Raw genomic sequence first — 25,023 nt, forward strand, 5'->3', positions numbered from 1 at the left:
GCGCCCTCCCTCGCCAGACTTCAATGACATGGGCGTGGCCTTCAAATCCTACTCTTGGTAATGAATAATCTACTAAGAGTAGTCGCGGTGCGAGAGCGTGGAACCCGGGAATCCAAGACCGGGAGAAACATCGATGAAAGAGGCCCTCAGCGCCCGTGCGGCCCTGGCCGAATGCCGTTACGCGCCGGATCGGCTCGTTCCCGTGCTGGGCGAGAAATGGATTCCGTGCGAAAGGAGACGCCTGCCGTCGGCTCGCCGGTTCGTCCGCGACGTGGCCGCCGACTGGGGCGCGGCGGTGGACGTACCGGAAGTTGCCGAGCTTCTGGTCTCAGAGCTCGTCACCAACGCGCTCACGCACGGGGCGGCCGGCACTCACGCCATCCGCGTCACGGTCAGCCGCGAGGAGGAACTGCTCGTGGTGGATGTCCACGACACCTGTCCCGTGCTGCCCCGCCTCCGCCTCGCCTCACCATTGGACCTGTCCGGCCGGGGGCTCGCCATCGTCCAGACCTTCTCCCACGACTGGGGCTGGACCGTCACGCCATACGGGAAGTCCGTCTGGTTCCAGCTGATCGCTTGGCCTCGGAGTGGCGAGCCGATCGCAGTCCGTTGACAACTGTCAAAACGCCAGGATGTCCTGGCGTTTTGACAGAGCAGTGTCACCGGACGAACGGTGAGAGGTGTTGAAGTGCCTTGTCCGCCGCGTCCACGACTGCGGTCGCCGCTGGAAGGTCGTCGCGAACGCTGTCCTCGTCGATCCAGGTGGTCGTAGTCGGATATTCGCTTTCGTGTCGAGTCGTACGGATACGGTCGACCGGGCGGAGGATCGCTCCCATGGAGGCGCCGAACTGCGCGCGGGCGGCGTGCTGGACCGCCAAGTGGCCACCGGCCGTAGTCGCGCATAGGCCCTGGATCTGGAGGAGCGCCGCCTATCTCGTGCCTCCCACGGGCCCAGCTCGGCATCAGGTGTCTCCAACGGCGAGGCGCAGCGTCACCCGTGGGCGATTGTGGAGTTCACGGATGAATCCATCCTCGTTCGCCTGCCACCGGGCGCTGGTGACGACCACGGTGTTGACCTCGCGCGCGAGCCTGGACCTTGCCCGTGCCGTGGCGTCGTGGAGATCGTCGCGATCGGGACGGCCGATGACGAGAAGGTCGATGTCCACCGGGGCGGGACCAGGCTCGCCGCGCATGCGTGCCGCCCACGAGCCGAAGATCGCGGCTTCCTCGATCCCGTCGATGTGGCCCAGTTCCTCGGCGAGGACCTGGGCGGGACCCAGAGTGATCGTGACGAGGTCCCGCAATGGCTCATAGAAGGGAGCCGTCCGGTTGGCTCGCACCAATTTGGTGCGGCCTACGTGGCGGCTGGTCAGGATGCCGGCCTGTTCAAGCTTGAACACCTCGCGGGTCATGGTGCCGCTGTCGGTCCCGATGGCCTCGGCCAACTCGGTGACAGACTGCTCGCCGCCACCCACGTACGTATGCGTCAGCACCGCACAGGTGATCAGGGAGCGGAAGATCGGGAAAATCGGGGGCGGTGGTCGCTGCATGCCTGGATCCTTTGCCAGCAGCATGCGTGATGAACTGATCACGCTCCGTATATTAATGTCAAAGAGCCAGGATATTCTGGCTCTTTGACAGGATAGCTCGCCGTGCCCTGGAAGTCGCTGGAGGGGGTGGGATGCCGAGGTCCGGAATGCTCTGGGTGTTCTTGCTGGGGTGCACGGCCGGGCGGGGTGGTTAGCGGCAGGCGACTCGGTAAGCGTCCAGGTCCAGGTTCTTCTTTAGGGAGTTGAAGTTCTGGGTGTTGGACTTGGTGCAGAACTTTGAGGTGGGCAGCTCGTATTCGACGGTGAACACCGCCTTGCCCGCCTTGACGAACTGGTCGTAGCCGTAGTCGCCGTTCTGCTGGGTCGTGCATTCCTTGTACTGCCAGCACTGCTCGTTGAGGGCCCAGTCGAAGTACGGCAGCAGGGCGGGGATCTGGGTGACGTCGTTCTTCAGGGCGGCGGACAGTCCGCGGCGGTGGGCCTCGTTGGCGAGCCAGGCGTTGTAGCGAAGTTGGTCGCCGGCGTCGAGGTCGAAGCCGGTTTCGTTGGTGTAGCCGTCGACGTTGTCGAACTCGACGGCGTCGAAGCCCTTGGCCTTGCACATGTCCAGGCGGGCTCGCATGATGCCGCCCAAGGCGCCGGTGTACTGGCGGATGTCCAGCCAGCGCTCGCCCTCCCAGTCGTCGAGCGGGTCGCCGAGCACCGAGGCGGGAAAGTCGGCCTCGTCCGGCCGCCAGTCCTCGTACGATCCGGCGCTGAGGTAGCAGACGACCTTGCGGCCCGCCTTGGTGTCGTGCAGGCGGCGTACGGTCGCCTTCGTGGCGTTGAAACCGTCGATGTCGTACATGGTGACGTTGAGGAACGGCTCGGTGGGCACGGACGAGAGCTGCCACTGCCAGCTCGTGTTGAGCGCGGGACGCCAGCAGCCGGGGCAGGGGATGGGGGCGGGCAGCTTGAGCTTCTCGGCGGTGGCGGTGGCGGTGGCGGCGGTGGCCGGACGCTGGGTGTGCGCGGGCTGGGCCTGCGCCTGAGCCACGCCGGTTAGGGCGATGGCGCAGCAGGTGACGAGCGCCGTGATCAGGGATCGGGAAAAACGCATGTTCTGCCTCTCGCTGGGGTGAAGGGGCGTCGAACGTGATTCCGGTGGAGGGGGTCAGCCGCCGGCGAGCAGGGAGTTGACCTGCTGGTTCGCCGCGGTCAGGGAGGTCTTGGCGTCCTTCTGGCCGAGCCAGATCTCGTCGAACGCGGTGCCCATGATCTGGTTGATCTCGTCGGCGTGGTCGCTGACCGGCAGCAGGAAGGTGCCGTTCTCCGCCTTGGCCTGGTCCACGAAGAGCTGCACCTCCCGCCCGGCCTTCTCGTGCGCGGCCAGCACCCGCTCGGTGGCGCTGGTGATGGCGGGGAAGACGACGGCGTTGTCGGCGACGATGTTCTGGCAGTCGGTGGAGCCGAGGAACTTCACCCACTTCCAGGCCGCGTCCTTGTGCTCGGTGCCGGCGTAGATCACGTCGGCCAGGCCGTTGAAGGAGGACTTGCGGCCCAGCGGCCCGGCCGGCAGCGGGGCGAAGGCGAACTCCTGCTCGGTGGCCTCCAGGTACGTTTTGATCATCCAGGAGCCGGTGACGCCGAGTGCCGCCTTGCCGGAGGTGAGCACCGCGTCGGTGCCGAGCGAGCTGGTCTTGTCGTACGACGGCGTGTAGCCCTTGTCGGCGATGGTCTTGAACCAGGCCGCGGTCTCGACGAGCTTGGGGTCGTCGTAGAAGTACTTGGTGCCGAACGGGTTCTTGTCGATGTAGGAGAAGCCGTTGGAGACCGCCAGGTTGCCCCAGCTGTTCTGCCCCAGGGAGCCGTCGTTCAGCTCGGGCGCGTAGCCGTACACGGCGATCTTGGTCTTGTCGAAGCCGGGTTCGTCGCCGCGCTTGCCGGCGGTGTCGACGGTGAGCTTGGCCAGGGCGTCCTCGAAGGTGCCGCCGTCCTTGGGGTTCCAGGTCAGGTCGGTCAGGTCGACGCCTGCCTCCTTGGCCTGCTTGACGTTGTAGATGATGGCCATGGTGTCCCAGTCCTTGGGCAGGCCGTACCTCTTGCCGTCCTTGACCCAGGACTCGGCCAGGCCGGGCCAGTACTGAGTGAGGTCGACCTTGTCCGCGGTGACCATGGGCTGGATGTCCAGGAGCTGGCCGTTCTTGACGAACTGGGGATAGAACGACGCCTGCATGGTGATCACGTCCGGGGCGTCGCCGGAGACCATCTGGGTGGTGAGGCTCTGCCAGTACTGGTCCCAGGCGTTCTGGGTGATCTTGATGGTGATGTCCGGGTTGGCCTTCTGGAAGGCGTCGGCGCACTGCTGGTAGGCGCCTTGCTGGACGTCGTCCCAGAGCGCGTAGGTCAGCGTGGTCTTGCCCTCGCCGGACGCGCCCCCGTCGGACGCGCCGCCGCCGCCGCACGACGCGGTGAGCACCACGGCCGTCACCGCCATGAACAGCTTTTTCATCATTTATCCCTTCATGCCGGAGAACTGGATCGAGTCCACGAGGCGGCGGCCGAAGAAGGCCACCAGCAGCAGGACCGGGATGACCGACAGCGCCGAGCCCGCCATCAGGCCGGTCCAGTCGGGCGCCGTGTTCGGCGACTGCTTGAGGAAGATGCCGAGGGCCGCGGTGAGCACCCGCGACTCCTCGCCCGGAGCCACCAGCAGTGGCCAAAGGTAGTCGTTCCAGGTCCAGACCGCGGTGGTCAGGGCCAGGGTGAGCAGAGGGCCCTTCGTCATGGGCAGCACCACCCGCCAGAAAATGGTCCACGCGCCCGCGCCGTCGATGAGCGCCGCCTGCTCGACCTCGCGCGGGATGCCGAGGAAGAACTGGCGCAGGAAGAAGACCGCGAACGGCGTCATCAGCAGCGTCGGCGCCACCAGCCCCGGCAGGGTGTTGAGCCAGCCGAGGTCCTTGACCAGGACGAAGTTGGGCAGCAGGGTGAAGATCGGCGGCACTATCAGCGCCGCGACGAACAGGCCGAACAGCGTGTCCCGGCCCCGGAAGCGCAGCCGCGCGAAGGCGTAGCCGGCCATGGCGCACATCAGCGTCTGCACGACGGTGATCAGGCCGGTGTAGAGGATGGAGTTGCGCAGGTAGAGGAAGAAGTTCAGGTCGGCCCCCGAGCCGCCGGCGGCCCGTGCTTCTTCCCTGGTCGCCAGGCCGAGCACCCGCTCGAAGTTGAACAGCGTGGGGTTGCCGGGCAGTAGGCCGGCGTTGTCGGCGGCCAGTTCGCGGCCGGGGGTGATCGCGGTGCGCAGCATCCAGTAGAGCGGGAACAGCGAGATCACGAGGGCCGCGATCAGGCAGAGCCACGCCACCAGGCGGCCGATCTTGGACAGGTTCACGTGAGGTCCGAGGTGGAGGCGCGCAACAGGCGCAGCTGGATGAAGGTCAGCACGCCGAGGATGAGCACCAGGCTCAGCGCCAGCGCGGAGGCGTACCCCATCTTGAAGTGGGTGAACGCCTGCTCGTAGATGTAGAAGTAGACGACCCGGGTCGCGTTGACGGGACCGCCCTTGGTGGTGACGGCGATGGTGTCGAACAGCTGGAAGGAGCCGATCAGGGACACCACGAGGACGAACGCCAGGATGGGCCGCAGCAGCGGCATCGTGATGGAGAAGAACTGGCGCACCTCGCCGGTGCCGTCGATCGCCGCCGCCTCGTAGATCTGCGGCGGGATCAGCAGCATCCCGGCGTACAGCAGCAGGGCGGTGTAGCCGACGCCGCTCCAGGCGTTGATCACGGCCACGCTGGGCAGCGCCAGGTCGGGCGAGGTCAGGAAGCCCTGGTTGTCCAGGCCGACACCGCGCAGCACATGGTTGAAGAAGCCCAGGTTGGCGTCCAGCAGCCACATCCACAGCAGGGCGGTGGTCACGCTGGGCACCAGCCACGGCACCAGCAGCAGGGAGCGGATCAGCAGCGAGCGGGTGAGGCGGTGCAGCAGCGCGGCCAGGCCGAGCCCGCCGACGATCTGCAGGGCGATGGTCAGCACGACGTAGTAGCCGGTGACCTTGAGCGCGTTCCAGAACAGCGGGTCGCTCACCAGGGTCGCGTAGTTGTCCAGGCCGACGAAGGTCGGCTCGGACAGCAGGTTCCAGTCGGTCAGGGAGTACCACGCGCCGCGGATCGCCGGATACAGGTAGAAGACGGCGAAGGCGAGGCACACCGGGGCGAGGAATCCCACGGCGACCCTGCCGTCCCTGCGCTGTCTACGTGGGGTCTCTAGCATCGTGGCGGCATCTCCAGACCTCCTGAACGGCGGGATGGAGTCCATCTTCGCCACTTTCGAAACCTTGTCAATACCTTCGATGCGAAACGCGACGCGAGCGTTATGCGAGTAACTTCGTAAGACTTGACAAGTTATCGAAGGTGCTGGGAGCGTTCCTGCCGATGGCCGCCGCAGGGGCACGGCGGCACGGCCGACCTGGGAGGAAGTCGTTCCAGCATGAGAAACCCGAAGATCGTCTTCATTGGCGCGGGCAGCGTGGTGTTCACCCAGGGGTTGCTCGCCGACCTGCTGGCCTACCCGGAGCTGCACGCGGCCCGCATCGTCCTGCACGACATCGACCCCGAGCGGCTGCGGGTCGCCGAGGCCGTCGCGCACCGGATCGCCGCCGAGCGCGGCGCCCGCCCGGAGATCACCGCCGAGCCGGACCGCAAGATCGCCCTGGACGGCGCCGACTTCGCCATCAACATGATCCAGGTCGGCGGGCACGACGCCACCGTCACCGACTTCGAGATCCCGGCCCGCTACGGCCTGCGCCAGACGATCGCCGACACCATCGGCGTCGGCGGCGTCTTCCGCGCGCTGCGCACCTTCCCCGTCCTGGACGCCATCGCCGCCGACATGGCCGCGGTCTGCCCCGACGCGCTGCTGCTCAACTACACCAACCCGATGGCGATGAACGTCTGGTACCTCAGCGGCAAGGTGCGCAACGTCGTCGGCCTGTGCCACTCGGTCTACTGGACCATGCAGGGCCTCGCCGAGCTGGTGGGGGTGCCGTACGACGAGGTCACCTATCTCGCGGCGGGCGTCAACCACCAGGCCTGGGTGCTGCGGTTCGAGCGGGACGGCGAGAACCTCTACGACCGGCTGGACGCCGCCGTCGAGCGGGACGCCGAGCTGCGGCGGCGCGTGCGGGTGGAGATGTACCGGCGGCTGGGCCACTACCCGACCGAGACCAGCGAGCACTCGGCCGAATACGTGTCCTGGCTGCTCCGCCACGACGCCGAGATCGACCGGCTGCGCATCCCCGTGGGTGACTATGTGGGGATCAGCGCGGAGAACGTACGCGAGTACGAGCGGACCCGCGAGGCCGTCCGCACCGGCGCCGAGCTGCCCGTCGAGGGCACCGGCGAGTACGCGCCGCAGATCATCCACAGCATGGTGACCGGCACCCCGCGGGTGGTCTACGGCAACGTCGTCAACGACGGCCTGATCTCCAACCTGCCGCCCGGCTGCGTCGTCGAGGTGCCCTGCGCGGTGGACGGGAGCGGCGTGCGGCCCACCCGCGTCGGCGCGCTGCCGCCGCAGCTCGCCGCGCTCAACCGCACCTACGTGAGCGTCAACGAGCTCACGGTACGGGCGGCGCTCGAAGGACGGCCCGAGTATGTACGGCATGCGGTCATGGTCGATCCCAACGCCTCGGCCACGCTCTCCCTGGACGCCATCTGGCGCATGTGCGACGACCTGACCAAGGCCCACGGCGACCTGCTGCCGCCGGAGCTGCGGACGACCCTGGTCAGCTAGCGAGCTCGACCTTCGAGCCGCCCTGCTCAGCCGGCTCGACCTACGGGCCGCCCTGCTCAGCCGGCGAGCTCGACCTTCAGGCCGCGCTCGCGGAGCACCGCCACCAGCTGGGGATCGGCCGCCTCGCCGGTGATGAGCAGGTCGATGTCCGACAGTGCGCAGATCGGCGCCATGCTCGTCGCCCCCAGTTTGGCGGAGTCGGCGACCAGGATCCGGCGCGCACCGCAGCGCAGCATCCGCTGCTTCATCTCCGCGTCGGGCAGGTTGACGTTGGTGACCCCGTCGTCGGGATGCACGCCGCCGCACCCGATGAAGACGGTGTCCACCCGGACGCCCTCGATGAGCTTGCCGCCGAGCGGGTCCACCAGGGAGTGCTGCTGGCGGCGCAGGCTCCCGCCGGTCAGCACGACGGCGAACCGGGGCAGCGCCGGCTCCAGCTCCAGGGCGGTGCGCAGGCCGTTGGTGAACACGGTGACCTCGGTGAGGTCGGCGCGCGCCACCAGCTCCCTGGCGACGTAGGCGGTCGTGGTGCCGGCCCCCATCATCACGCTCTCGCCAGAGCCGACCAGCCGCGCGGCGGCCCTGGCGATCTGCGCCTTCTCCACCGCGGCGGTGCCCAGCGACAGCTCGAACGACGGCTCGGTGCGCGGCAGCGGACCGGCCACCACCGCGCCGCCGCGGACCCGCCGGATCCGGCCCTGCTCCTCCAGCGCGTCCAGGTCGGCGCGCACCGTCACGCTGGACACGCCGAACACCTCGGCCAGCTCGGCCACCCGCGCGAACTCCTGCTCCATGAGCAGGCCGAGCATGCGCTCGCGCCGCACCTCCGTCGGCACCGACTCGGTCATGAGCGGGCGCCGGCGGGACGGCCGGGGGCGCGGATCGCCGCCGGCAGCAGGTCGCCGTGGGCCTCGATCAGCTCCTCGCACAGCGCCTCGATGGCCGGCAGCGGGAGCGTGGCCGCGGTGTTCGGGTCCAGCATCGCGGCGTGGTGCACATGGCGCGGGTCGCCGTCGAGCACCGCGCGCACCGTCAGCTCGACGACATTGAGAAAGGTACGGTTCAGCGCGACCAGCTGGACGGGCAGGTCCCCCATCGGCTGCGGATGCACCCCGGCCGCGTCGACCAGGGCGGGCACCTCCACGCAGCAGCTCTCGGGCAGGTTGCCGATCAGGCCCCGGTTGCGCACGTTGACGTAGACCTCCTTCTCCTGGCCGGTCAGCATGGCCAGGATGGCGGCGGCGGCCGGCTCCTGATGCTGCCAGCGCACCAGCAGCGGCCGGCCCGCCGACAGCGCGCGCCTGGTCTCCTCGTATTTGTGCAGGCTCCGGCCGGCCCGGCGCAGATATTCCTCCACCGGCACGCCGAGGCGGGAGGTCTCCGCCGGGTGCCGCATGAACCACGGCACGTACTCGGCGGCGTGCTCGCTGGACTGGGTGGGGAAGTAGCCGAAGCGGCGGTACATCTCCACGCGTACGTGCCGCTCCAGCTCCGGGTCGGTCGCCAGCACCGCGTCGAGCTCCGGGTAGAGCGAGCGGCCGTCGGCCTCGAAGCTCAGCACGAACGACTGGTGGTTGACCCCGGCGGTGCGGAAACGGACCTCGTCCAGGCCACGGCCCACCAGGTCGGCGAGGTAGGCGTGGGTGTCGCAGACCGCGTGACACACGCCCGCGAACCGTTCGAACGTGGTGGCCTCCTGCACCGCCCAGCCCGTCATCGCCATCGGGTCGCTGCAGCTCAGCAACCAGGCGTCCGGGCAGAGCTCGGCCATCTCCCGAGCCAGCTCGACATAGACGGGGATGGTGCGCAGGCCCCGGAAGATGCCGCCGATGCCGATGGTGTCGCCGATCGTCTGGCGCAGGCCGTAGCGGTGCGGGATCTCGAAGTCGCGCAGCGTCGCCTCGAACCCGCCCACATGGAGGTAGCCGACCACGAAGTCGGCGCCGTCCAGCGCCTGGCGGCGCACGGGGCAGACGCTGATCACCGCGGCCGATCCCGCCTCGGCGTCCAGCGCCCGGACGAGCGCCTCGGCCGTCGCCAGATGGCCGGGGTCGTCGTCGTACAGCACGATCTCCAGCTCGCCCCGCAGGGCGGGGGCGAGGAGCAGATCGGAGACGATCCTCCGCAGCAGGTCCACGTCACCGGCGCCGATGAAGACGATGCGTGCCATCCTCACCTCCCACGCGTACGTGGGGCGAACATTACTTCACCACCGGCATGGGCGCACCCGGGGAGAGGGCGGGCAGCATAGGCACATGACCATGCACGGATTCACGCTCTCCGCCGAGGGGCCGTTCGACTTCGGCGCGTCGCTGCGCTTCGTCGAGGACTGGCCGGCCACCAGCGCGCTGCCCTCCGACGGGCGGGCCCTGCGCTTCGCCTACTGCGCGGAGGCCGACTGGCTGCCGATCGGCGTGCGCGTGACGGCCGCGCCGGACGGCGTCGCCGTCGCCACGACCCGCGCCACCGGGCGGGAGATCAGGGGCGAGGTGGCGCGGATCCTGTCCCTCGACGTGGACGGCGGCGGCTTCGCCAAGCTCGGCCAGGATGACGACGTGCTCGGCGACCTGCAGCGGCGCAGCCCCGGCCTGCGACCGGTGTGCTTCTGGAGCCCGTGGGAGGCGGCGTGCTGGGCGGTGATCGTCCAACGGTCGTCGATGATCGTCGCGGCCAGGCTCAAGCAGCGCATCGCCGAGCGGTACGGCGCCGAGATCACCATGGACGGGCAGACGTACGCGGTCTTCCCGCCGCCCGTGACGCTGCTGGAAGCCGGCGGGCTCGGGCTGCCCGCGCAGAAGGAGGAGTGGCTGCGCGGGCTGGCCCGCGCGGCGCTCGACGGCGTGCTCACCACCGAGCACCTGCGCGCGGCCGAGCCGGAGGTGGCCCTGGCCGAGCTGCGGGCGCTGCCCGGCGTGGGGCCGTTCTCGGCGGGGCTCATCCTGATTCGCGGCGCGGGCGCGCCGGACGCGTTCCCGGGCGACGAGCCGCGCCTGTTCGCGATCCTGCGCCAGGCGTACGACCTGCCGGAGGACGCGACCCCGGCCGCGTACCGGAAACTGGCGGAGGCGTGGCGGCCCTACCGCTCCTGGGCGTCCTTCCTGTTCCGGGCGTCGACGTACGGCACGGGTGGGCAGTCGACGTACGGCACGGGTGGGCAGGAAGTGGGCAGGAAACGGTCTGGAGAGTGGACATCCCGTTGAGAGAGTGTGGCGGCCACACCGCGTGTCGAGGGGAATGAAATGGCAGACCTGTCCACCGCTCTCGCCGAAGGCGTCGAGGCGGAGACCATGTACCAGTACGAGTCCATGGCGGCGCCCTCGGTCAAGGCCCAGCTCGGGATCGCCACCACGCGCATCGGTGGCGGGGTGGCGTTGTCGATCCTCCATGACGTCACCGGGTTCTGGAACAAGGCGCTGGGCTTCGGTTTCGAGGAGCCGGTCACGTACGAGCTCATCGGCCGGGTGGTGGACTTCTACCGCTCACAGGGGAACACGCGGACCACGTTCCAGATCGCGCATTCGGTGCTGCCGCCCGACTGGGAGGAGATCCGCGCCGCCTTCGGCCTCCGGCCGGCCTCGCACTACGTGAAGCTGGCCTGCCGGGTGGAGGACTTCTGGCCCGGGGAGAGCAAGCTGGACGTCGAGCCCGTCCGCCCCGAGGACGTGCGGCAGTGGGCGACGGTCACCTTCCGCGGGTTCGGGATGCCCGAGGAGGGGTTCACCGAGATGCTGGCGGCCACCTACGACCATCCGGACTTCCACCCGCTGGCCGCGTGGGACGGCGACACGATGGTCGCCACCGGCAGCCTCTTCGTCCGCGGGGAGGTCGGCGCGCTCACCGCCGACGCGACGCTGCGGGAATACCGCAACCAGGGCGCGCAGTCGGCCCTGCTGGCCAGGCGCGCCGAGCTGGCCGCGGAGCTGGGGTGCCGCTGGCTGGTCACCGAGACCGGGCTGCCGCAGGAAGGACGGCCCAACCCGTCGCTGAACAACATGCTGCGGGCGGGGCTGCTGCCGATGTACAGCCGCCGGAACTGGGTCTGGGAGCCGGACGGCGAGTGATCACGTGAGACCTGCCCGGCCCGCCGGGCGGAGCAGGAAGGCGCTGTCCGCGGTCTCGGGGACCCGCACCACGAGCCCGGTCTCGGCCAGGATCGCCGCGATCAGGTCCCGATCGCCGGCCCACTCCAGCGCGAGGTCGTCGACCAGGTCGCCACGGGCGTCGAAGCAGGACGTGTGCGCCTGGGTGGTCCAGAAGAGCGCCCTGGGCGGCTCCCCGGCCGGGGTCAGGTCGTGGACCGTCTGCCAGCCGCCGGAGGAGGTCGGCCAGAGGTCGGGCTCGGCGACGTAGCCGCGCGCGACCAGCCGGCCGAACACGCCGACGATCCGGCACAGATCCGAGGCCCGGTCCGTGGCCAGGCAGGTCACGACCCCTTCCTCCGCCTTGGCCAGGCCGTGGACCGCCGCGAAGAGCGCGTCCATCGCGGCGTCCGCCTGCTCGCTCAGCTCGTCGGCGTCCATCTCCAGCAGCGCGTCATGGTCGGCACGCCGCTCGGCCTGCCCGGGAACGGAGAGCACCAGCCCCTCCCAGGCGAACAGCGACTGGATCCGCGAGGAGAGCCCGCCCCGCCAGGCGAGGGCGACATCCTTCACCAGCGCGCCGTCGGGCGTGAAGTGGTCCCCCACGGCCGGGCTCAGCAGCCCGCTGGTCCCGGTGTCGGCGGCGAACCGCTCGGCGTCGACGATCTGCCAGCCTTCGTCCGCCAACCGGCCGAGCGCCCGCTCGAACCGGTCGCGGTCGGCGCGCCGCTCGGTGATCCGGCGGACCAGCACCATGGGCCACCAGGCCTCGGCGTCGCCGAAGGCGCCCGGATCCAGCGCCTTCAGCTCTTCGACGGTCGCGGATCCGAGCCGCAGGAGGAACTCCACGAAGTGGCCCAGGGAGCTGTTGACCTGCTCGGCGTGCGGCTCGTCGTCGAAGGTGAGCAGTCCCACGGCGCCGCTGCGGGGGTCGAGGAAGTAGCGCATGCCCGCGTCCCCCGGCGTCCCACCGAGCACCAGGACGGCGCCCGCCCGGAACTCCACCAGCGAGCCCACCGCCGGCTCACCGGTGACCAGGGTGGTGAACGCCGGGTCCACCCGTACCGGCAGCCCGACCTGGCACAGAAGGTGTGTGTCCGCCGCCGAGACGCCCGTGCCGTGGAGCCGCGCCGGGTCCATCAGCAGGAGGCCGTCGTCGCCGAACGCTTCGACCAGCTCTTCGTGCGTAACCACGATCCGGCACCTCGTCGTTGTGGACGATCGCGGCATGCGACGTCAGGCTCGGAGATCAAGTTGCCGCAAGCGTAGTCGGTGTCTCACCGCCGCCCACCCTCATCGATCACACTTGTTGATCAACCGGCCCGGGGGCTCCGACGGCCGTCGAGTCGGCAGGCCGATGTCATGCGGTCGCGGCTTCGCTCCTAAGATCCAGGGTGTGGCCAGGTACTTCGATGTGCATCAGGACAATCCGCAGCCCCGGCTGATCAGCCAGGTGGTCGACCTCTTGCGGGCGGACGGGCTGATCGCGTACCCGACGGACTCGTGCTACGCCCTGGGGTGCCGGCTGGGCAACAGGGACGGGATCGATCGGATCAGAGAGATCCGGGGCCTCGGCAGCAACCATCACTTCACCCTGATGTGTGGGGACTTCGCTCAGTTCGGCCAGTTCGTGCATCTGAGCAATGCGCTGTTCCGCTCGGTCAAGGCGGCGACTCCCGGCGGATACACGTTCATCCTGCCCGCGACCAAAGAGGTGCCGCGGCGGTTGATGCATCCCCGGAAGAAGACGGTCGGCGTCCGGATCCCCGATCACGTCGTCACCCAGGCGCTGCTGGCCGAGCTCGGTGAGCCGCTGCTGTCGAGCACCCTGCTGCTGCCCGACGAGGCTGAGCCCCTGACGCAGGGGTGGGAGATCAAGGAGCGGCTCGATCACGTGGTGGACGCGGTCATCGACTCCGGTGAGTGCGGCGCCACCCCGACGACGGTGGTCGACTTCTCCCAGGGTGAGCCCGAGATCCTCCGCCGAGGCACCGGTGATCCTTCTCTCTTCGAGTAGGCCCCGGACAGAGACGACCGCCCTGCCGCCTCGGCCTGGCTGCGCCAGTCGCGGACGGGGGCCGCGACCTGCGGTCAGCGAAGCCGGGCGGCGATGGCCCGCGCGCACTCCAGCGACTCGGTGTGCGTCGTGTCCACCTCCAGGTCGTAGGTCACGCCTCGGTGGACCAGCTCCGCCTGGGACGCGGCCATCCCGGCGATCCGATCGCCCCGGGCGATCTCGCGGCCCTCGGCGACCGCGGCCTCGCATCTCACGCCGACCCACACGACGTGCAGCCCATCGAGGGCCCGCTGCCAGGGCTGCTGGGACCCCGCCCCGCCCAGAAAGACCTCGTCGACGATGATGCGGGCGCCGGCCCGGGCCATCGCGGCGACGCCCTCGATCCACGCCGCCTGCATCGCCATGAACTCCGGCCCGACGCTCACGGTGCCGTCCGGGGCGAACTCGATCCCCGCCGCCGAGCTGTGCATCGCCGCCGGCATGGCCTCGATCATGGTGTCCGTCCCTAAGGCCAGCCACGGATCCGGCAGGACCGCCTGCAGACACCGGACCAGGCCGGACTTCCCCGAGCTGGAACCACCATTGAGAACGATCACCTGGGACATCACCGCGCCACCCTAGGCGATCCCGGCCGTCCTCATCGTCCTCCTCCCCACCCCAGGACACCCGTTCCGCCCGTACGGCGATCGCGCGAGCCTGTGCGCGGAACTCCGGCAGCCGCCGCGCCACCTCGGCCCGCTCGGGGCCGGTCAGTGCGAGCACCCGGTCGGCGAGCTCTCCGGTCCTGCGCGCGCTGATGAGATCGCGTACGTCCTGCCCGGCTCCATCGCGGGAGATCGCGTTCGTCATGCGCCGCAGACTAGAGATCGACTCCGACAATCAGCTGAGCCGCCGCAGCAGGTGGAAGGTCACCTCTTCGCCCGCCCGGTTCTTCCCGATGAGCTTGCACAGCGCCGCCCTGATGGGCAGCCAGTGCGGGCCGCCGCCCGACGGCATGAGGGTGGCGTTGAACGGATGGCCGTCGATCGTACCGGCGACCTTCACCGCCGCCCTCGTCCCGAGATACTCGGCGGAGCCCGGCACGGTCACGAAGGTGGCGAAGGCCCCGTCCTTCTCGATGGGCGCGGTGAAGGTGAGATCGATCGGCTGGGTGGGCATCGTGGTCTCCTCTGGTCGTCCGGTGGTCAGTTGTCGCGCAGGACCGCGTGGTCGTTCGGTGGTCAGTTGTCGCGCAGGATCGCGCGCAGCCGGGTGACGAACCGCTCGGGGTCGTCAGCGAAGCCGGTGTGGTCACCGGGGAACAGCGTCGGCTCGATGCCGAGCGCCGCGCCGAGCGCGGTCGACGTACGGTCGCAGAGCTGGCCGGTGGACTCCTCGCCGATGCCGATCACGATGCGGGTCGGCACCTCGCGCAGAGCCGTCAGGTCGGGCTTCCAGCCGATGGTCGGGCGCAGTTCGTGGGCGAACCAGCGGCGCTCGTCCGCCACCTGCTGGGGGTCGCGCTCCCCGCCGAACGTCTGCTCGATCATCCCCTCCGGCAGAAAAATGTCGGACAGGGCCATGAACCGCTTCCAGGCCCCGACGACGTCACCGGCGAAGTAGGTGGCGATCATGTCGTCGGCCGCGGCGTGCAGCCGCTCGCGGTCGTCCAGCAGGGCGTAGGCCGGGTGCTCGTGCGCGACCACGGTGTGCACCTGCTCGGGGTGGGCCTGGGTGAGCGCCAGCGCGCTGACCGCGCCGCCGCTGGAGCCGAAGACGGCGGCAGGACCGGCGTCCAGGTGGGTCAGGAGCCGGGAGAGGTCGTCGGCGCGCAGCTCAGGGGTCGAGTCCTGGTCCGGGTCGGCGACGGGGCTGCGGTTGATGCCCCGCGGATCGGTGGTGAGCACGGTGTGGTCGGTGGCGAGCAGGTCGGCCGCCGGCGCGAAGGCGTCGGCGCCCATCGGCGCGCCGACGAGCACCACGAGCGGGCCCGCGCCGCGCACCTCGTAGTGCAGGCGCGCGCCAGGGACCTCCAGCGTCGCGGAGATGGCGGGGATCGTCGGGCTCATCTGGGCCTCCTGGCAGGCGATATTCGGTCCGGTCGCAGTAGGGACTCCCCACGGAGGGCAGAATCGTCGCTCATGGAGGAGAATTCTGCGACGCGGGACCTGACGCTGGCACGCGACGGGGACGACACGGCCTTCACCCGCCTGGTGGAGCCGCTGCGCGGGGAGCTGCACGCGCACTGCTACCGCATGCTCGGCTCCACCCACGACGCCGACGACGCCCTGCAGGACGCCCTGCTGCGGGCGTGGCGGGGACTCGCCCGTTTCGAGGGCCGCAGCTCGCTGCGCTCCTGGCTCTACACCGTGGCCACCCGCACCTGCCTGGACCTCGTCGCGGCGCGCGGCAGGCGGGCGCTGCCCGTCGACCTCGGCCCGGCCAGCGACCACCCCGTGATCGACGACGCCCCGCTGTCCGACGTCGCCTGGCTGGGCCCCTATCCCGACAAGGCCCTGACCGGCGGCCAGGCCGGCCCGGCCGCGCGTTACGAGCAGCGCGAGGCCGTCGAGCTCGCCTTCGTCGCCGCCCTCCAGCACCTGCCGGGCAACCAGCGGGCGGCGCTGCTGCTGTTCGAGGTGCTCGGCTTCTCCGCCGCCGAGATCGCCGCGATGATGGACACCTCCGTCACCTCGGTGAACTCCGCCCTCGCGCGTGCCCGCCGCGTCGTCGCGGAGAAGGTCCCTTCCCGTACGCAGCAGCAGACGTTGCGCAAGATCGGCGACGCGCGCCTGCGGGAGATCGTCACCGGCTACTCCACCGCGCTCGAACGCGACGACGCCGACGCGCTCATCGCCCTGCTGACCGAGGACGTCACCTGGTCGATGCCGCCGCTGCCGCACTGGTACCGCGGCCTGGCGACCGTAACCGACTTCGCGGTACGGGTCCCGCTGACGGGCTGCGGCTCCTGGCGGCACCTGGAGACCGGCGCGAACGGCCAGCCCGCCCTGGGCTGCTACCTCTGGAACGACGCCGCCGGCGCCTACCTCGCCTGGTCGGTCAACGTGTTCACGCTGCGTGGGGCGTACATCTGCGAGATCACCTCGTTCATCGGCCCCGAGCACTTCACCGCCATCGGTCTGCCCGCCTCGCTGCCCTGAGGCGGCTCGATCAGGGTCGTGGCGTGCAGGCGGGCTGTCTGTCGCCCTGCGGCAGGAATCTGTCCCACTCCTCGGTGGTGAGTTCCCGTCCCGCGACGGCGCAGGCCTGCCGGATCAGGGCTTCGGGGGCGACGGGCCAGCGGCGCACCGACCGGTCCGCGGTGAGAGCCATGACGCTGGAACCATCGGCGGTGAAGACGATCTGATCGGGGTCGGTCTCCGGGGGGAGCAGCGGCTCGCCGAGGGGTTCGAGGGTCTGCGTGTCCCACAGGCGGAGCGGACTCTCGGTGATCAGCAGAGTGCCGTCCGGACTGAGGGTGGCTTTGCCGTTGCCGGTGGTCAGGCTGCGCCGTACCGCGCAGGACGCCGGATCAACGAAGCTGATGGTCTCGCTGTCAGGGGCGCTGACCACGAGCGTCCGCCCGTCGGGGGTGAACTGGACGCTGCCGGAGAGCAGGGTGTAGTCGTCGACCCGGGTGTCGCATCCTCCCTCGGGCGCGCCGGAGGCGATCTCCCACGTGCGGATCTGCCGAGTGCTCAGACTGGCCGCGAGCCGCCCCCCGGTCTCGTCGAGAGCGATCACCGGGTAGGCGAGGGCGCTGGTGAGGTCCGTCGGCTGGGCGAAGTCCGGCAGCGGGATCGTGGCCACCACGGCGCCGCTGCCGACCTCGTGGACCGTCACGGTGTAGCGGCCGGTGTTCGCGTCGCGCCGGGCCACCGCGAGGCGGCGGCCGTTCCCGCTGAACGCCGTCTCGGTGCCGAGCTCGTACGGGAAGCGCAGTACGGCGGCGGCCTGCGCGATGGACCACAGCACGTACGAGCTGCCCACACTGGCCAACAGGTGCGTCCCGGTGGGGGAGATCCGCAGGCCGCTTACCTCGCTCAGGCCGGGAATGGGCAGATCCTTCCCGTCGCGCAGGTCGCGACGCCGCACCTGGCGGCTGTCATCGGCATAGACCAGCGTCACACCGTCGCTGCTCAGCGCGGATGGCTTCTTTCGCGGAGCGGTGGGCACGTCGGCGGGGCGCAGCGCGGCCGCGACGTCCCACACGACGGCCGCACCTCCGATGCCGACCCCTGCGAGGCGGCGTCCCGAGGGGTCGAAGGTCACCGTGTAGATCGTCGACGGCTCCCCGGGCAGGGAGACCAACCGTGGTTCCGGCGCGGTCAGGTCGATCAGGCGGACGTCGTCTCCTGCCAGGGCGACGTGCCGGCCATCGGGTGAGACGGCCGCTGACCAGGCGTCGGCCTCTCCCGAGGCGATGACGTCGCCGGTCATGAGGTCGGTGACCTGGACGGGGGATCCTCGCACCACCGCCACCTTGTCGCCGGAGCCGAAGATCACCTCCTCTCCGCGCTTCGTCCAGCGCACTCGTACGGTGCGCGCGTCCAGCAGCGTCTGCCGGCCGGTGCTGTCACGGGAGTCGGCGGCGACCAGGAAGCGACCGGAAGGGCTGAAGGAGAGCCGAGGGTCCTGCCCGGGTGCGTGCCGGGCTCGGCCGGTGACGGTGCCGTCCTTGGTCGCGACCAGGATCACGGTGCCGTTCGCCGTCCACACGGCGAACCGGCCGCCGTCGGAGGACACCGCCGCGGCGACCGCCCGGCCCGGGAGCCCGGCCCGCCAGCGGCGTTCGCCGGTCGTCGCGTCGTAGCCCGCCAGGCTCGTCAGATCCCTTCCGGTCGCCATGACCACGCGGTCACCGGCCAACTCGGCGAAGCCGTACTGGGTGGCGACCTTCATCTTCACCGCCCGAGATGAGCGCAGATCCCACACCACGGGCCGCTCGGACGGGTCCTTGCCGAAGGCCCGTTCGCTACGGCGGTCCACCTCGAACAGCGTGCCCGCACGCCTGCCCAGCTCCCCGCCGGACACCAGGTCGAGGAGCACGACTCCGCCGCCGGCGGAGGACACGGCGGCGATGTGATGATCAGCGGTCACGTCCAGCGGCGCCTGGGCGGTCCGCACCACGCGAGCGGGGTCGCCGGCCAGGTCCCACAGCAGCACCTGGCCGTCGAGGTCCTCCGCGACCAGATGGCGGCCGTCCGGTCCGAAGATCAATCGCTTGACGTTCTGCACCCGCTCGAAGGGGCTGCGCAGAATGCGGGCGTCGCCACCGGCGAGCTCCCACACGTAGACACGTCCGTCGGCGGGCGCGCCGGCGTCTCCCCCTTCGCTGTATCTGCTGGCCGCCATCCTGCGCCCGTCCGGGCTGATCGCCAGCGTCAGCAGGTGGAAGGGAACAGGGTCACCGGGCCGGATGCGCGGGAAACCCACGACCCCCCGCATCGCCTCGTGCACGACCGTGACGAGACTGCTGCGGGCGGCGGCGGTCCGCGCCGTCCGCCAGGCGTGTACGGCCAGCAGCAGAGCCCGGTCCAGATTGCCCTCCCGGTCGGCGAGCGCCTGGCTGGCCAGATAGCGCGAGGTCGCCTGGCGCAGGTTGGCCAGGGCCTCTTCGGCGCGCAGGCCGGCGATCACCGCCGCCACCGCCGTGGAGGCGGCGAGCACGGCCAGCGCGATCACCGCCGCGGCGCTCACCTGGCGGGTCCTGCGATGCTGCCGGACGTCCTCGCCGTACAGCTCGTCCGGCTGCTTGCCGTGCAGCGGCGCGGCCAGTTGCACGACGCTTCTGTGGAAGTCGTCGTTACGCAGGACGCGCTGATCTTCCGCGTGCGCCCAGCGCAGGTCGACGTAGAGCGGCCGATGACGGTGGACGCCGCGCAGCACGGCGGGAAGCGCGGTGGAGCGTTCCATGTCGAAGCCGCGGGCAGAGGCGTCCCAGACGAGATCGCCGCCGGTCAGCACCAGCCGCAAGCTGTCCACGCTCTTGTGCCTCAACCAGTAGTCGATCTCCTGGGGGACCCAGGACGATCTGACGGCCGAGGGCGAGAGGAACACGATAAGGCAGCGGGAAGCGGCCAGCGCATCCTCGATCGCCGGATCGAGGGCCGAATTCGCCGCCAGGCTCGACGCGTCACGGAAGACCCGTAAGGCTCGCAGCCGATACCAGGGCCGCGCCAGCCGGTGCAGGGCGTCGCGCACGGCCGCCACCAGGGGGGCATCCGGCTCCCACGCGTAGGACAGGAAGGCGTCGTACCGGCTCTCCTCAGATCCCCGCACTGGCCATCGCCTCCGGTTCCCGAACACCCGCCAGTTTGGCGAACCCCATGGCGTAGCCATGGACGCGCCGCTGCACCTCCCGCAGCTCCGTGCGGCAGGCGGCGTTCGCCGGCCAGTCCGATTCGGGGGCGTCCGGCTGCGCCTGCTCGAACTCGCGGAGCCGAGGGTGCCACTTCGACAGGAACGGGCGGAGCTCCTGGTTGAGCATCGTGATCGCCAGATGCTCGACCGTCCGCCCTCCCGGCGCCGGGACCGACGGTCGGCTGGACTTCAGGGTGTCGCGGGTGGTGGCGAACAGGCCGTACAGCGACGTCAGCGCCTCGCGGGTCAGGCCCTCGTCATCGTCGAGAGGCTGCGTGGACACCCGGGTCACGGTCTCCACGAACAACTGCCAGGCGACGTTGCGGCTCTCGTTGTTGACCACGAACGTCAGCTCGCTCAGCTGCGGAACCGACACCTTCACCTCGGTCAGCCGGGCCGACCGGTTGTAGATCTGGATCACCAGGATGCCCGCCACCCCGGCCACGGCGCCGGCGGTGACGTAGAGACCGCGGCCACCGATCCTGGTCAACTCGAAGATCACCAGGCCGGCCAGTGCGCCGACGACGGCCGCTGCTAACACGCGGACGACCCGCCCCTGGCGAAGAGCGGTCAGCTGAGTCTTCGTCACGCCCCGACTTTACCTGCGGCGTACCCGGTTGACAGCTTTTGGAGCGAATGAAGTGATGCGGTTCCGATCCTTCTTGTCGTGGGTAGGGAACGTGTGGATTAGGCATACGTGACGGAGAGACCCGGCAAGTCCTTCCAGGTGGTCGCATGGATCAATCCTCCTCGGCTCAGGCTCCGCCGCCGCGCAGTGTCTTCATCTGCCACAGCTCGCAGGACAAACCTTTTCTGCTGATTCTTGTGGAGCTGCTGCGTTCGCATGAGATCGAGGTGTGGATCGACCTGCACGAAATGCATGCGGGTGACTTCATTCAGGATAAAATATCGAAACAGATTCCGGCCAGCTCATGTGTCCTCGCCGTTGTCTCACGGCATTCCGTGCAATCACGATGGGTCGCCGAGGAGCTCGTGCAGGCATTACAGCTGGAAGAGAAGCACCGTGGCCCGCGGGTCATCCCGGTCAAGCTGGACGACACCGAACTGCCTGCCTATCTGGCTCGGAAGCTCGCCATCGACTTCTCCCGGCCTGATCTTATGGCCGACTCGCTGCGCGCCTTGGTGCGGGCGATCAGAGCAGCGCATCCTCCGGTGACGATAACGAGGCATGACGAGCTGGAGCATGAACTCGCGCGGACGACACTACGTGAGGGCGATCTTCGACTTGCCGCACAGCTCTGCTCGAACATCCATAATGCGGTGAAAAACGTCCTCCTTACCGCTTATCGCCTTCTCGACGATTCGCCGTACCGCCATGTGCCGGCCGTCCGCGTCCTGTTGTTCACGGTCCACGAGCAGTACGAATGCCTGCGACTGCAGTTGTACGTCTCGGATACGTCGGTCGTCGGGCACTGCAAACACCGCTTCACTCTCGACCCTGGTCGGCAACGGCACCTGAACCCCGCCGCCAGCGCATGGAACAAGCGCCGGCTTCACCACGTGGACTACCAAGCGGAATACGCGGCGGATCCCGAAGCCTACATAGCGGAAGCCGTCCAGCACGGTTTCACCCGAGACAAGGTTTCGAACATCATTTTTCATATCGCCAGCAGCGTCTCGGTGCCGATCGAGCGGCTCGTATTCCCTTCGCTCGGCGCCGGGATTCCTGGTGTCGTCTGCATCGACAGCGAACGCCGGGCGGTCTTTCCTCAGGAGACGCACCCGGTGCTCGCCGAAATAGTCGTGGACCTGCTCAACGACTTCAACACCGGGCGGCGCAGTCCCTTGCAGTTCGAGGACAGGGACATCATGGAGGACAACCGGGGCATCATCGACGAGGTGACGAGATGATCCAGGGCCGGTAGTCGCCGGACGGTCAGTTGCAGTTGCAGTCGCAGCCGTCGCAGCAGCAGTCGCCGTCGCAGGAGCAGCACTGGGAGCAGTTGCCGCAGCAGTCCCAGCCGGAGCAGTCGAAGCGCCCGCAGCAGGAGCTCTGGTGGTCCTCGTCCCACTCGGGACGGTACAGGCCGCACGTGCAGCAGGTCAGCGCGGCGCATACGAACGACAGCAGGCCGCCGGGGTCCCGCTTCGGCGGGCGGTGTCCCGGTGGGGCGTCCGGGGAGCCGGGTGGGTGGCCGGGGCCGGGGGCGGCGGCGGCGAAGGCTCGGGAGACGGCGTTGCCGGTCTCTCGTACCAGCAGGGCGCGGGTCAGGGCGGGGCGGGGCAGGTCCAGCTCGTCCACGGCGGCGCGCAGCTCCGCGTGCGCGGTGTCGCAGTGGCGGCGCGCCTCGTCCAGGCCGGTGCCGGTGGCGGCCAGCGGGTTGTACGATCCGGACGCGCGGTCGTCGGCCAGGTCCTCCACCGCGTCGATCAGGTGGGCCAGCCTGCCGAACCGGCGCCCGGCCGCCTCCAGGGCCTCCTGGTTGTGCGGCTTGCCGGTGAGGGTCGCGGTGTGCGCGAACGCGGCGGCCACGGCGTCCTCGGTGGGCGCGGTCAGCTCCCGTAACCCGGCGCTCCCCGTACGTTCCAGGAGGGCCTGGCGGCCGGCCGCCGCCGTCAGTGGGGTGACGTCGAAGCCGAGCGTGCCGGCCGTGGCGGCGCCGGCCGAGGACCAGCGGTCGGCCAGGCGGGTGGCGCCGGCGGCCACCGGGCGGCGGGCGTAGGCGCCGTCCCCGTCCGCCACGTGGTCGCGCACCTTGCCGGCCGCCAGGAGGAGCGACACCGAGGCCGCCAGCCGTACCCCTTCGGCCTCCACCACGTGCGCGCCCTTGAAGCCGCGCAGCGCGCACGCGCCCGCTCGCCGGCGGGGCGCGGCGGCGGGCGACTGAGCTTCGGTGAGAACGGACACGAGCAGGCCGTCGTAGTTGGTCACCAGGCGGGACAGGTGGCCGTGCTCGTCGCGGAGCGCCAGGCAGAGCCCGCACAGGTGGCCCATCCAGTCCGCGTAGAGCCCTTTGCACATGCCGTGCTGACATGGCCGGACGATGCCAAACATATGTTCCCCCGTGCGTGTATTCGGGGGAAACCGTAGCACCCGCGATCAGGCCGTGTGCTGATACGTCGGGTAGGTCAGATAGCCCGCGTCACCGCCCTGGTAGTAGGTGGCATCGTCGACGGGTGTGATCGGGAGCGTGGTGCGCAGCCGCTCGACGAGGTCGGGGTCGGCGATGAAGGCGCGGCCGAAGCTGATGAGGTCCGCGCGCCCCGCTGGGCGTAATAGGTGGCCATGGACGGTGTCGCCAGGCCCCCGGCCGCGGCCCGGACCCGGGTCATCGGGGCCATCACCACCCGGTTGGGCAGGACCAGGTCCCCGAGCCGGTAGCTGTCGAAAAGGGTGGTCATCGCAAGGCTCCTTCGCGTTCCGCGGCGCCCGATCCGGCCCGCTGCGGCTAAGCTAGAACCTCACATCCATGTCAGAGGCAACCATGTGTGGCACAGGTCACAGTCGGGAGGACGGCGTGCGCATCGGGGAGTTGGCGTCACGTACCGGGGTCAGCGTCCGGTCCCTGCGTTACTACGAGGAGCAGGGGCTGCTCGCCAGCACCCGCAGCGCCAGCGGGCAGCGGCACTACACCGCCGGCGAGATCGACCGGGTCGCGCTCATCCAGCGCCTGTACGCCGCCGGTCTGTCCAGTCGTACCATCGCCGAGCTGCTGCCCTGTGTCCATTCGCCCAGCGAGGAGAATTCGGACGCCGCGATGGAGCGCATGGCGCAGGAACGCGACCGGCTGTCCGCGCACATCGCCGACCTCATCCGCACCCGGGACACGCTCGACGAACTCATGGTCATCAACCGAGCGCATCGGGAGAGTCTCCAGATGGCCCACAGCCACTGAGGTCTCACGCCAGGGCGGGGGAGGCGCCGGGCGCCGAGCCGCGCAGGCGGGCGGCGTCCTGGCTGGGCGGCGCGCCGAACTGGCGGCGGTATTCACGGCTGAACTGTGACGGGCTGTCGTAGCCGACGCGATGACCGACGGTGGTGACGTCGTTGGGGTGGGTGGCGAGCAGGAGCCGGGCCTCCTGCAGCCGGATCTGCTTCTGGAACTGGATGGGGCTCATCGCGGTGACCGCCTGGAAGTTGCGGTAGAAGGCGGACACGCTCATGCCGGACAGCCGCGCCACGTCCTCGACCCGGAAGGGCTGCGCGTAGTGGTCGCGGATCCACCGGACCGCCCGCGCGACGTGGGCGAGACTGCTGTCGGCGAGGCCGAGCTGACGGACCACCGCACCCTGCTCGCCGGTGATGAGCCGCCACAGGATCTCCCGCTTGAGCAGCGGGGCGAGGACCGCCAGGTCGCGTGGCCGGTCCAGCAGGCGCAGCAGCCTGATCACCGCGTCGACGAGCTCGTCGGGCGCGTCGCTGACGGCCATGCCGGACGGTGTGCCGCTGTCGGGTGGGAGGTCTCCGGGGGCCGCCTGCAGCAGCAGCTCGGCGACGGTGGTCGGGTGCAGGACCAGGCCGAAGCCGAGGGCCGGCCGGTCGGGGCTCGCCTCGGTGAAGTGGCCGGTGATCGGCATGTCGACCGAGGCCAGCAGGTATTGCCCGGCGCGGTACTCGTACACGCGGTCGCCCAGCGCGATCCGTTTCGCGCCCTGCGCGATGAGCGCCAGCACCGTGCCCGACATCGAGGGGGACGGCGGGTCCGCGTGCTCGGCCTTCGAGACCAGGACGCCCTCGACGGCGGTGGTCATGTCGGGCCGGGCATGGCGCGCGAGCAAGGCGCGTAGCTCGTCAAGGTTCATGCCCCGATTGAAGCACGTACCTGATTCTCTCGGCAATGAGAGGATCAGGCAAGAAGCCGGCAGCATCGTTCTAACGTTTGCGCAGGTCGGGCTGTTTACATTGACTCATCGACATCCCAGGAGCACACAGCGGCTCCACGATCGAAGGAGTCCCCCATGAGCGTCGAGCACGGTTTCCACGCCACCCTGACCGCGCGGCCCGGAAAGGCCGACGAGGTGGTCGAGTTCCTGCTGAACGCGCCGTCCCTGGCGAACGAGGACTGCGTCGTCTTCCTGGTCAGCCGCTCGGCCAGTGACCAGGACATCGTGTACGTCACCGAGGGCTGGAGCAGTGAGGAGGCCCACGGCCGGTTCTTCAAGACCGAGGAGGCGCAGGAGCTGGTCGCGAAGCTCGGGACGCTGCTCGTCGGCGAGTCCGAGTACGTCGACGAGGTGCCGGTCGGCGGTAAGGCCGCCTTCTAAGACCACCCGGCATCAACACCTTAGGAAG

25 protein-coding genes are annotated in these 25,023 nt (G+C 69.7%); 9 read left to right on the forward strand and 16 right to left on the reverse strand.

Translation table 11 applies throughout. The features are described from left to right. Positions 1 to 133: 133 nt before the first annotated feature. On the forward strand, positions 134 to 613 hold the full coding sequence (locus IEY87_RS02665) for an ATP-binding protein (protein ID WP_189136827.1): 480 nt from the start codon (positions 134 to 136) through the stop codon (positions 611 to 613). Positions 614 to 962: 349 nt separating this feature from the next. Here the strand turns inward: IEY87_RS02665 and IEY87_RS02670 are convergent, their stop codons facing one another. The 5 genes from IEY87_RS02670 to IEY87_RS02690 form a co-directional block, all read right to left on the reverse strand. After that, positions 963 to 1,574: a MarR family transcriptional regulator gene (locus IEY87_RS02670; RefSeq protein ID WP_189136828.1), complete on the reverse strand. Its 612-nt coding sequence runs from the start codon at positions 1,572 to 1,574 to the stop codon at positions 963 to 965. 166 nt (positions 1,575 to 1,740) lie between these two features. Beyond that, positions 1,741 to 2,649, reverse strand: coding sequence for an endo alpha-1,4 polygalactosaminidase (locus tag IEY87_RS02675; protein WP_189136829.1), 909 nt, complete (start codon positions 2,647 to 2,649; stop codon positions 1,741 to 1,743). Between the two features lie 54 nt (positions 2,650 to 2,703). Continuing rightward, positions 2,704 to 4,044 (reverse strand): ABC transporter substrate-binding protein, encoded by a 1,341-nt coding sequence (locus IEY87_RS02680; RefSeq protein WP_225276805.1) that lies wholly within the window; start codon positions 4,042 to 4,044, stop codon positions 2,704 to 2,706. After that, positions 4,045 to 4,926 carry a carbohydrate ABC transporter permease gene (locus IEY87_RS02685; RefSeq protein ID WP_225276804.1) on the reverse strand — a complete coding sequence of 294 codons (882 nt, stop codon included), beginning with the start codon at positions 4,924 to 4,926 and terminating at the stop codon, positions 4,045 to 4,047. It abuts the gene before it with no gap. Continuing rightward, on the reverse strand, positions 4,923 to 5,810 hold the full coding sequence (locus IEY87_RS02690; RefSeq protein WP_225276803.1) for a carbohydrate ABC transporter permease: 888 nt from the start codon (positions 5,808 to 5,810) through the stop codon (positions 4,923 to 4,925). The genes IEY87_RS02685 and IEY87_RS02690 overlap by 4 nt, the downstream gene beginning before the upstream one ends. Before the next feature lie 216 nt (positions 5,811 to 6,026). Between IEY87_RS02690 and IEY87_RS02695 the strand changes: the two genes are divergently transcribed. After that, entirely contained in the window at positions 6,027 to 7,331 is a 1,305-nt protein-coding gene (locus IEY87_RS02695; protein ID WP_189136830.1) for an alpha-glucosidase/alpha-galactosidase, read from the forward strand. Between the two features lie 56 nt (positions 7,332 to 7,387). Here the strand turns inward: IEY87_RS02695 and IEY87_RS02700 are convergent, their stop codons facing one another. Next, positions 7,388 to 8,179, reverse strand: a complete 792-nt coding sequence (locus IEY87_RS02700) for a DeoR/GlpR family DNA-binding transcription regulator (protein WP_189136831.1) — start codon at positions 8,177 to 8,179, stop codon at positions 7,388 to 7,390. Then, entirely contained in the window at positions 8,176 to 9,501 is a 1,326-nt protein-coding gene (locus tag IEY87_RS02705) for a family 4 glycosyl hydrolase (protein WP_189136832.1), read from the reverse strand. The genes IEY87_RS02700 and IEY87_RS02705 overlap by 4 nt, the downstream gene beginning before the upstream one ends. A gap of 85 nt (positions 9,502 to 9,586) precedes the next feature. Here IEY87_RS02705 and IEY87_RS02710 point away from each other — a divergent pair, with 85 nt between their 5' ends. Further along, positions 9,587 to 10,531, forward strand: a complete 945-nt coding sequence (locus IEY87_RS02710; RefSeq protein ID WP_189136833.1) for a DNA-3-methyladenine glycosylase family protein — start codon at positions 9,587 to 9,589, stop codon at positions 10,529 to 10,531. A gap of 39 nt (positions 10,532 to 10,570) precedes the next feature. Beyond that, entirely contained in the window at positions 10,571 to 11,392 is an 822-nt protein-coding gene (locus IEY87_RS02715; RefSeq protein WP_189136834.1) for a GNAT family N-acetyltransferase, read from the forward strand. On the opposite strand, the gene IEY87_RS02720 is transcribed toward IEY87_RS02715, so the two are convergent. Continuing rightward, positions 11,393 to 12,604 (reverse strand): SUKH-4 family immunity protein, encoded by a 1,212-nt coding sequence (locus tag IEY87_RS02720; RefSeq protein ID WP_189136835.1) that lies wholly within the window; start codon positions 12,602 to 12,604, stop codon positions 11,393 to 11,395. It abuts the gene before it with no gap. Between the two features lie 202 nt (positions 12,605 to 12,806). Between IEY87_RS02720 and IEY87_RS02725 the strand changes: the two genes are divergently transcribed. Beyond that, positions 12,807 to 13,427 (forward strand): L-threonylcarbamoyladenylate synthase, encoded by a 621-nt coding sequence (locus IEY87_RS02725; protein ID WP_189136836.1) that lies wholly within the window; start codon positions 12,807 to 12,809, stop codon positions 13,425 to 13,427. 74 nt (positions 13,428 to 13,501) lie between these two features. Here the strand turns inward: IEY87_RS02725 and cpt are convergent, their stop codons facing one another. From cpt to IEY87_RS02740, 3 genes are all read right to left on the reverse strand, one after another. Further along, positions 13,502 to 14,032: a chloramphenicol phosphotransferase CPT gene (gene cpt, locus IEY87_RS02730; protein WP_189136837.1), complete on the reverse strand. Its 531-nt coding sequence runs from the start codon at positions 14,030 to 14,032 to the stop codon at positions 13,502 to 13,504. 274 nt (positions 14,033 to 14,306) lie between these two features. After that, complete coding sequence (locus IEY87_RS02735) at positions 14,307 to 14,585, reverse strand: DUF1905 domain-containing protein (protein ID WP_189136838.1); 279 nt, start codon at positions 14,583 to 14,585, stop codon at positions 14,307 to 14,309. A gap of 62 nt (positions 14,586 to 14,647) precedes the next feature. Continuing rightward, positions 14,648 to 15,475: an alpha/beta fold hydrolase gene (locus IEY87_RS02740; protein ID WP_189136839.1), complete on the reverse strand. Its 828-nt coding sequence runs from the start codon at positions 15,473 to 15,475 to the stop codon at positions 14,648 to 14,650. A 72-nt stretch (positions 15,476 to 15,547) separates the two neighbouring features. On the opposite strand from IEY87_RS02740, the gene IEY87_RS02745 reads away from it, so the two are divergent. Continuing rightward, positions 15,548 to 16,567 carry a sigma-70 family RNA polymerase sigma factor gene (locus IEY87_RS02745; RefSeq protein ID WP_189136840.1) on the forward strand — a complete coding sequence of 340 codons (1,020 nt, stop codon included), beginning with the start codon at positions 15,548 to 15,550 and terminating at the stop codon, positions 16,565 to 16,567. A 10-nt stretch (positions 16,568 to 16,577) separates the two neighbouring features. Here IEY87_RS02745 and IEY87_RS02750 read toward each other — a convergent pair whose 3' ends face one another. Then, positions 16,578 to 19,688, reverse strand: coding sequence for a toll/interleukin-1 receptor domain-containing protein (locus tag IEY87_RS02750; RefSeq protein ID WP_189136841.1), 3,111 nt, complete (start codon positions 19,686 to 19,688; stop codon positions 16,578 to 16,580). Then, positions 19,675 to 20,358 (reverse strand): hypothetical protein, encoded by a 684-nt coding sequence (locus tag IEY87_RS02755; protein ID WP_189136842.1) that lies wholly within the window; start codon positions 20,356 to 20,358, stop codon positions 19,675 to 19,677. Before IEY87_RS02755 ends, IEY87_RS02750 begins: the two co-directional genes overlap by 14 nt. A 146-nt stretch (positions 20,359 to 20,504) precedes the next feature. Between IEY87_RS02755 and IEY87_RS02760 the strand changes: the two genes are divergently transcribed. Then, entirely contained in the window at positions 20,505 to 21,641 is a 1,137-nt protein-coding gene (locus IEY87_RS02760; RefSeq protein ID WP_189136843.1) for a toll/interleukin-1 receptor domain-containing protein, read from the forward strand. A 25-nt stretch (positions 21,642 to 21,666) separates the two neighbouring features. Here the strand turns inward: IEY87_RS02760 and IEY87_RS02765 are convergent, their stop codons facing one another. Next, entirely contained in the window at positions 21,667 to 22,752 is a 1,086-nt protein-coding gene (locus IEY87_RS02765) for a DUF5685 family protein (RefSeq protein WP_229699274.1), read from the reverse strand. Positions 22,753 to 22,859: 107 nt separating this feature from the next. Further along, entirely contained in the window at positions 22,860 to 23,132 is a 273-nt protein-coding gene (locus tag IEY87_RS47090; RefSeq protein ID WP_372462238.1) for an oxidoreductase, read from the reverse strand. Between the two features lie 116 nt (positions 23,133 to 23,248). Here IEY87_RS47090 and IEY87_RS02780 point away from each other — a divergent pair, with 116 nt between their 5' ends. Beyond that, positions 23,249 to 23,626 (forward strand): MerR family transcriptional regulator, encoded by a 378-nt coding sequence (locus tag IEY87_RS02780; protein WP_189136845.1) that lies wholly within the window; start codon positions 23,249 to 23,251, stop codon positions 23,624 to 23,626. A gap of 4 nt (positions 23,627 to 23,630) precedes the next feature. Here the strand turns inward: IEY87_RS02780 and IEY87_RS02785 are convergent, their stop codons facing one another. Beyond that, positions 23,631 to 24,533, reverse strand: a complete 903-nt coding sequence (locus IEY87_RS02785; RefSeq protein WP_189136846.1) for an AraC family transcriptional regulator — start codon at positions 24,531 to 24,533, stop codon at positions 23,631 to 23,633. 156 nt (positions 24,534 to 24,689) lie between these two features. On the opposite strand from IEY87_RS02785, the gene IEY87_RS02790 reads away from it, so the two are divergent. Beyond that, on the forward strand, positions 24,690 to 24,995 hold the full coding sequence (locus tag IEY87_RS02790; RefSeq protein WP_189136847.1) for a putative quinol monooxygenase: 306 nt from the start codon (positions 24,690 to 24,692) through the stop codon (positions 24,993 to 24,995). Positions 24,996 to 25,023 lie beyond the last annotated feature (28 nt).

The sequence above is a fragment of the Nonomuraea glycinis genome, assembly GCF_014646515.1.
Taxonomy (GTDB): domain Bacteria; phylum Actinomycetota; class Actinomycetes; order Streptosporangiales; family Streptosporangiaceae; genus Nonomuraea; species Nonomuraea glycinis.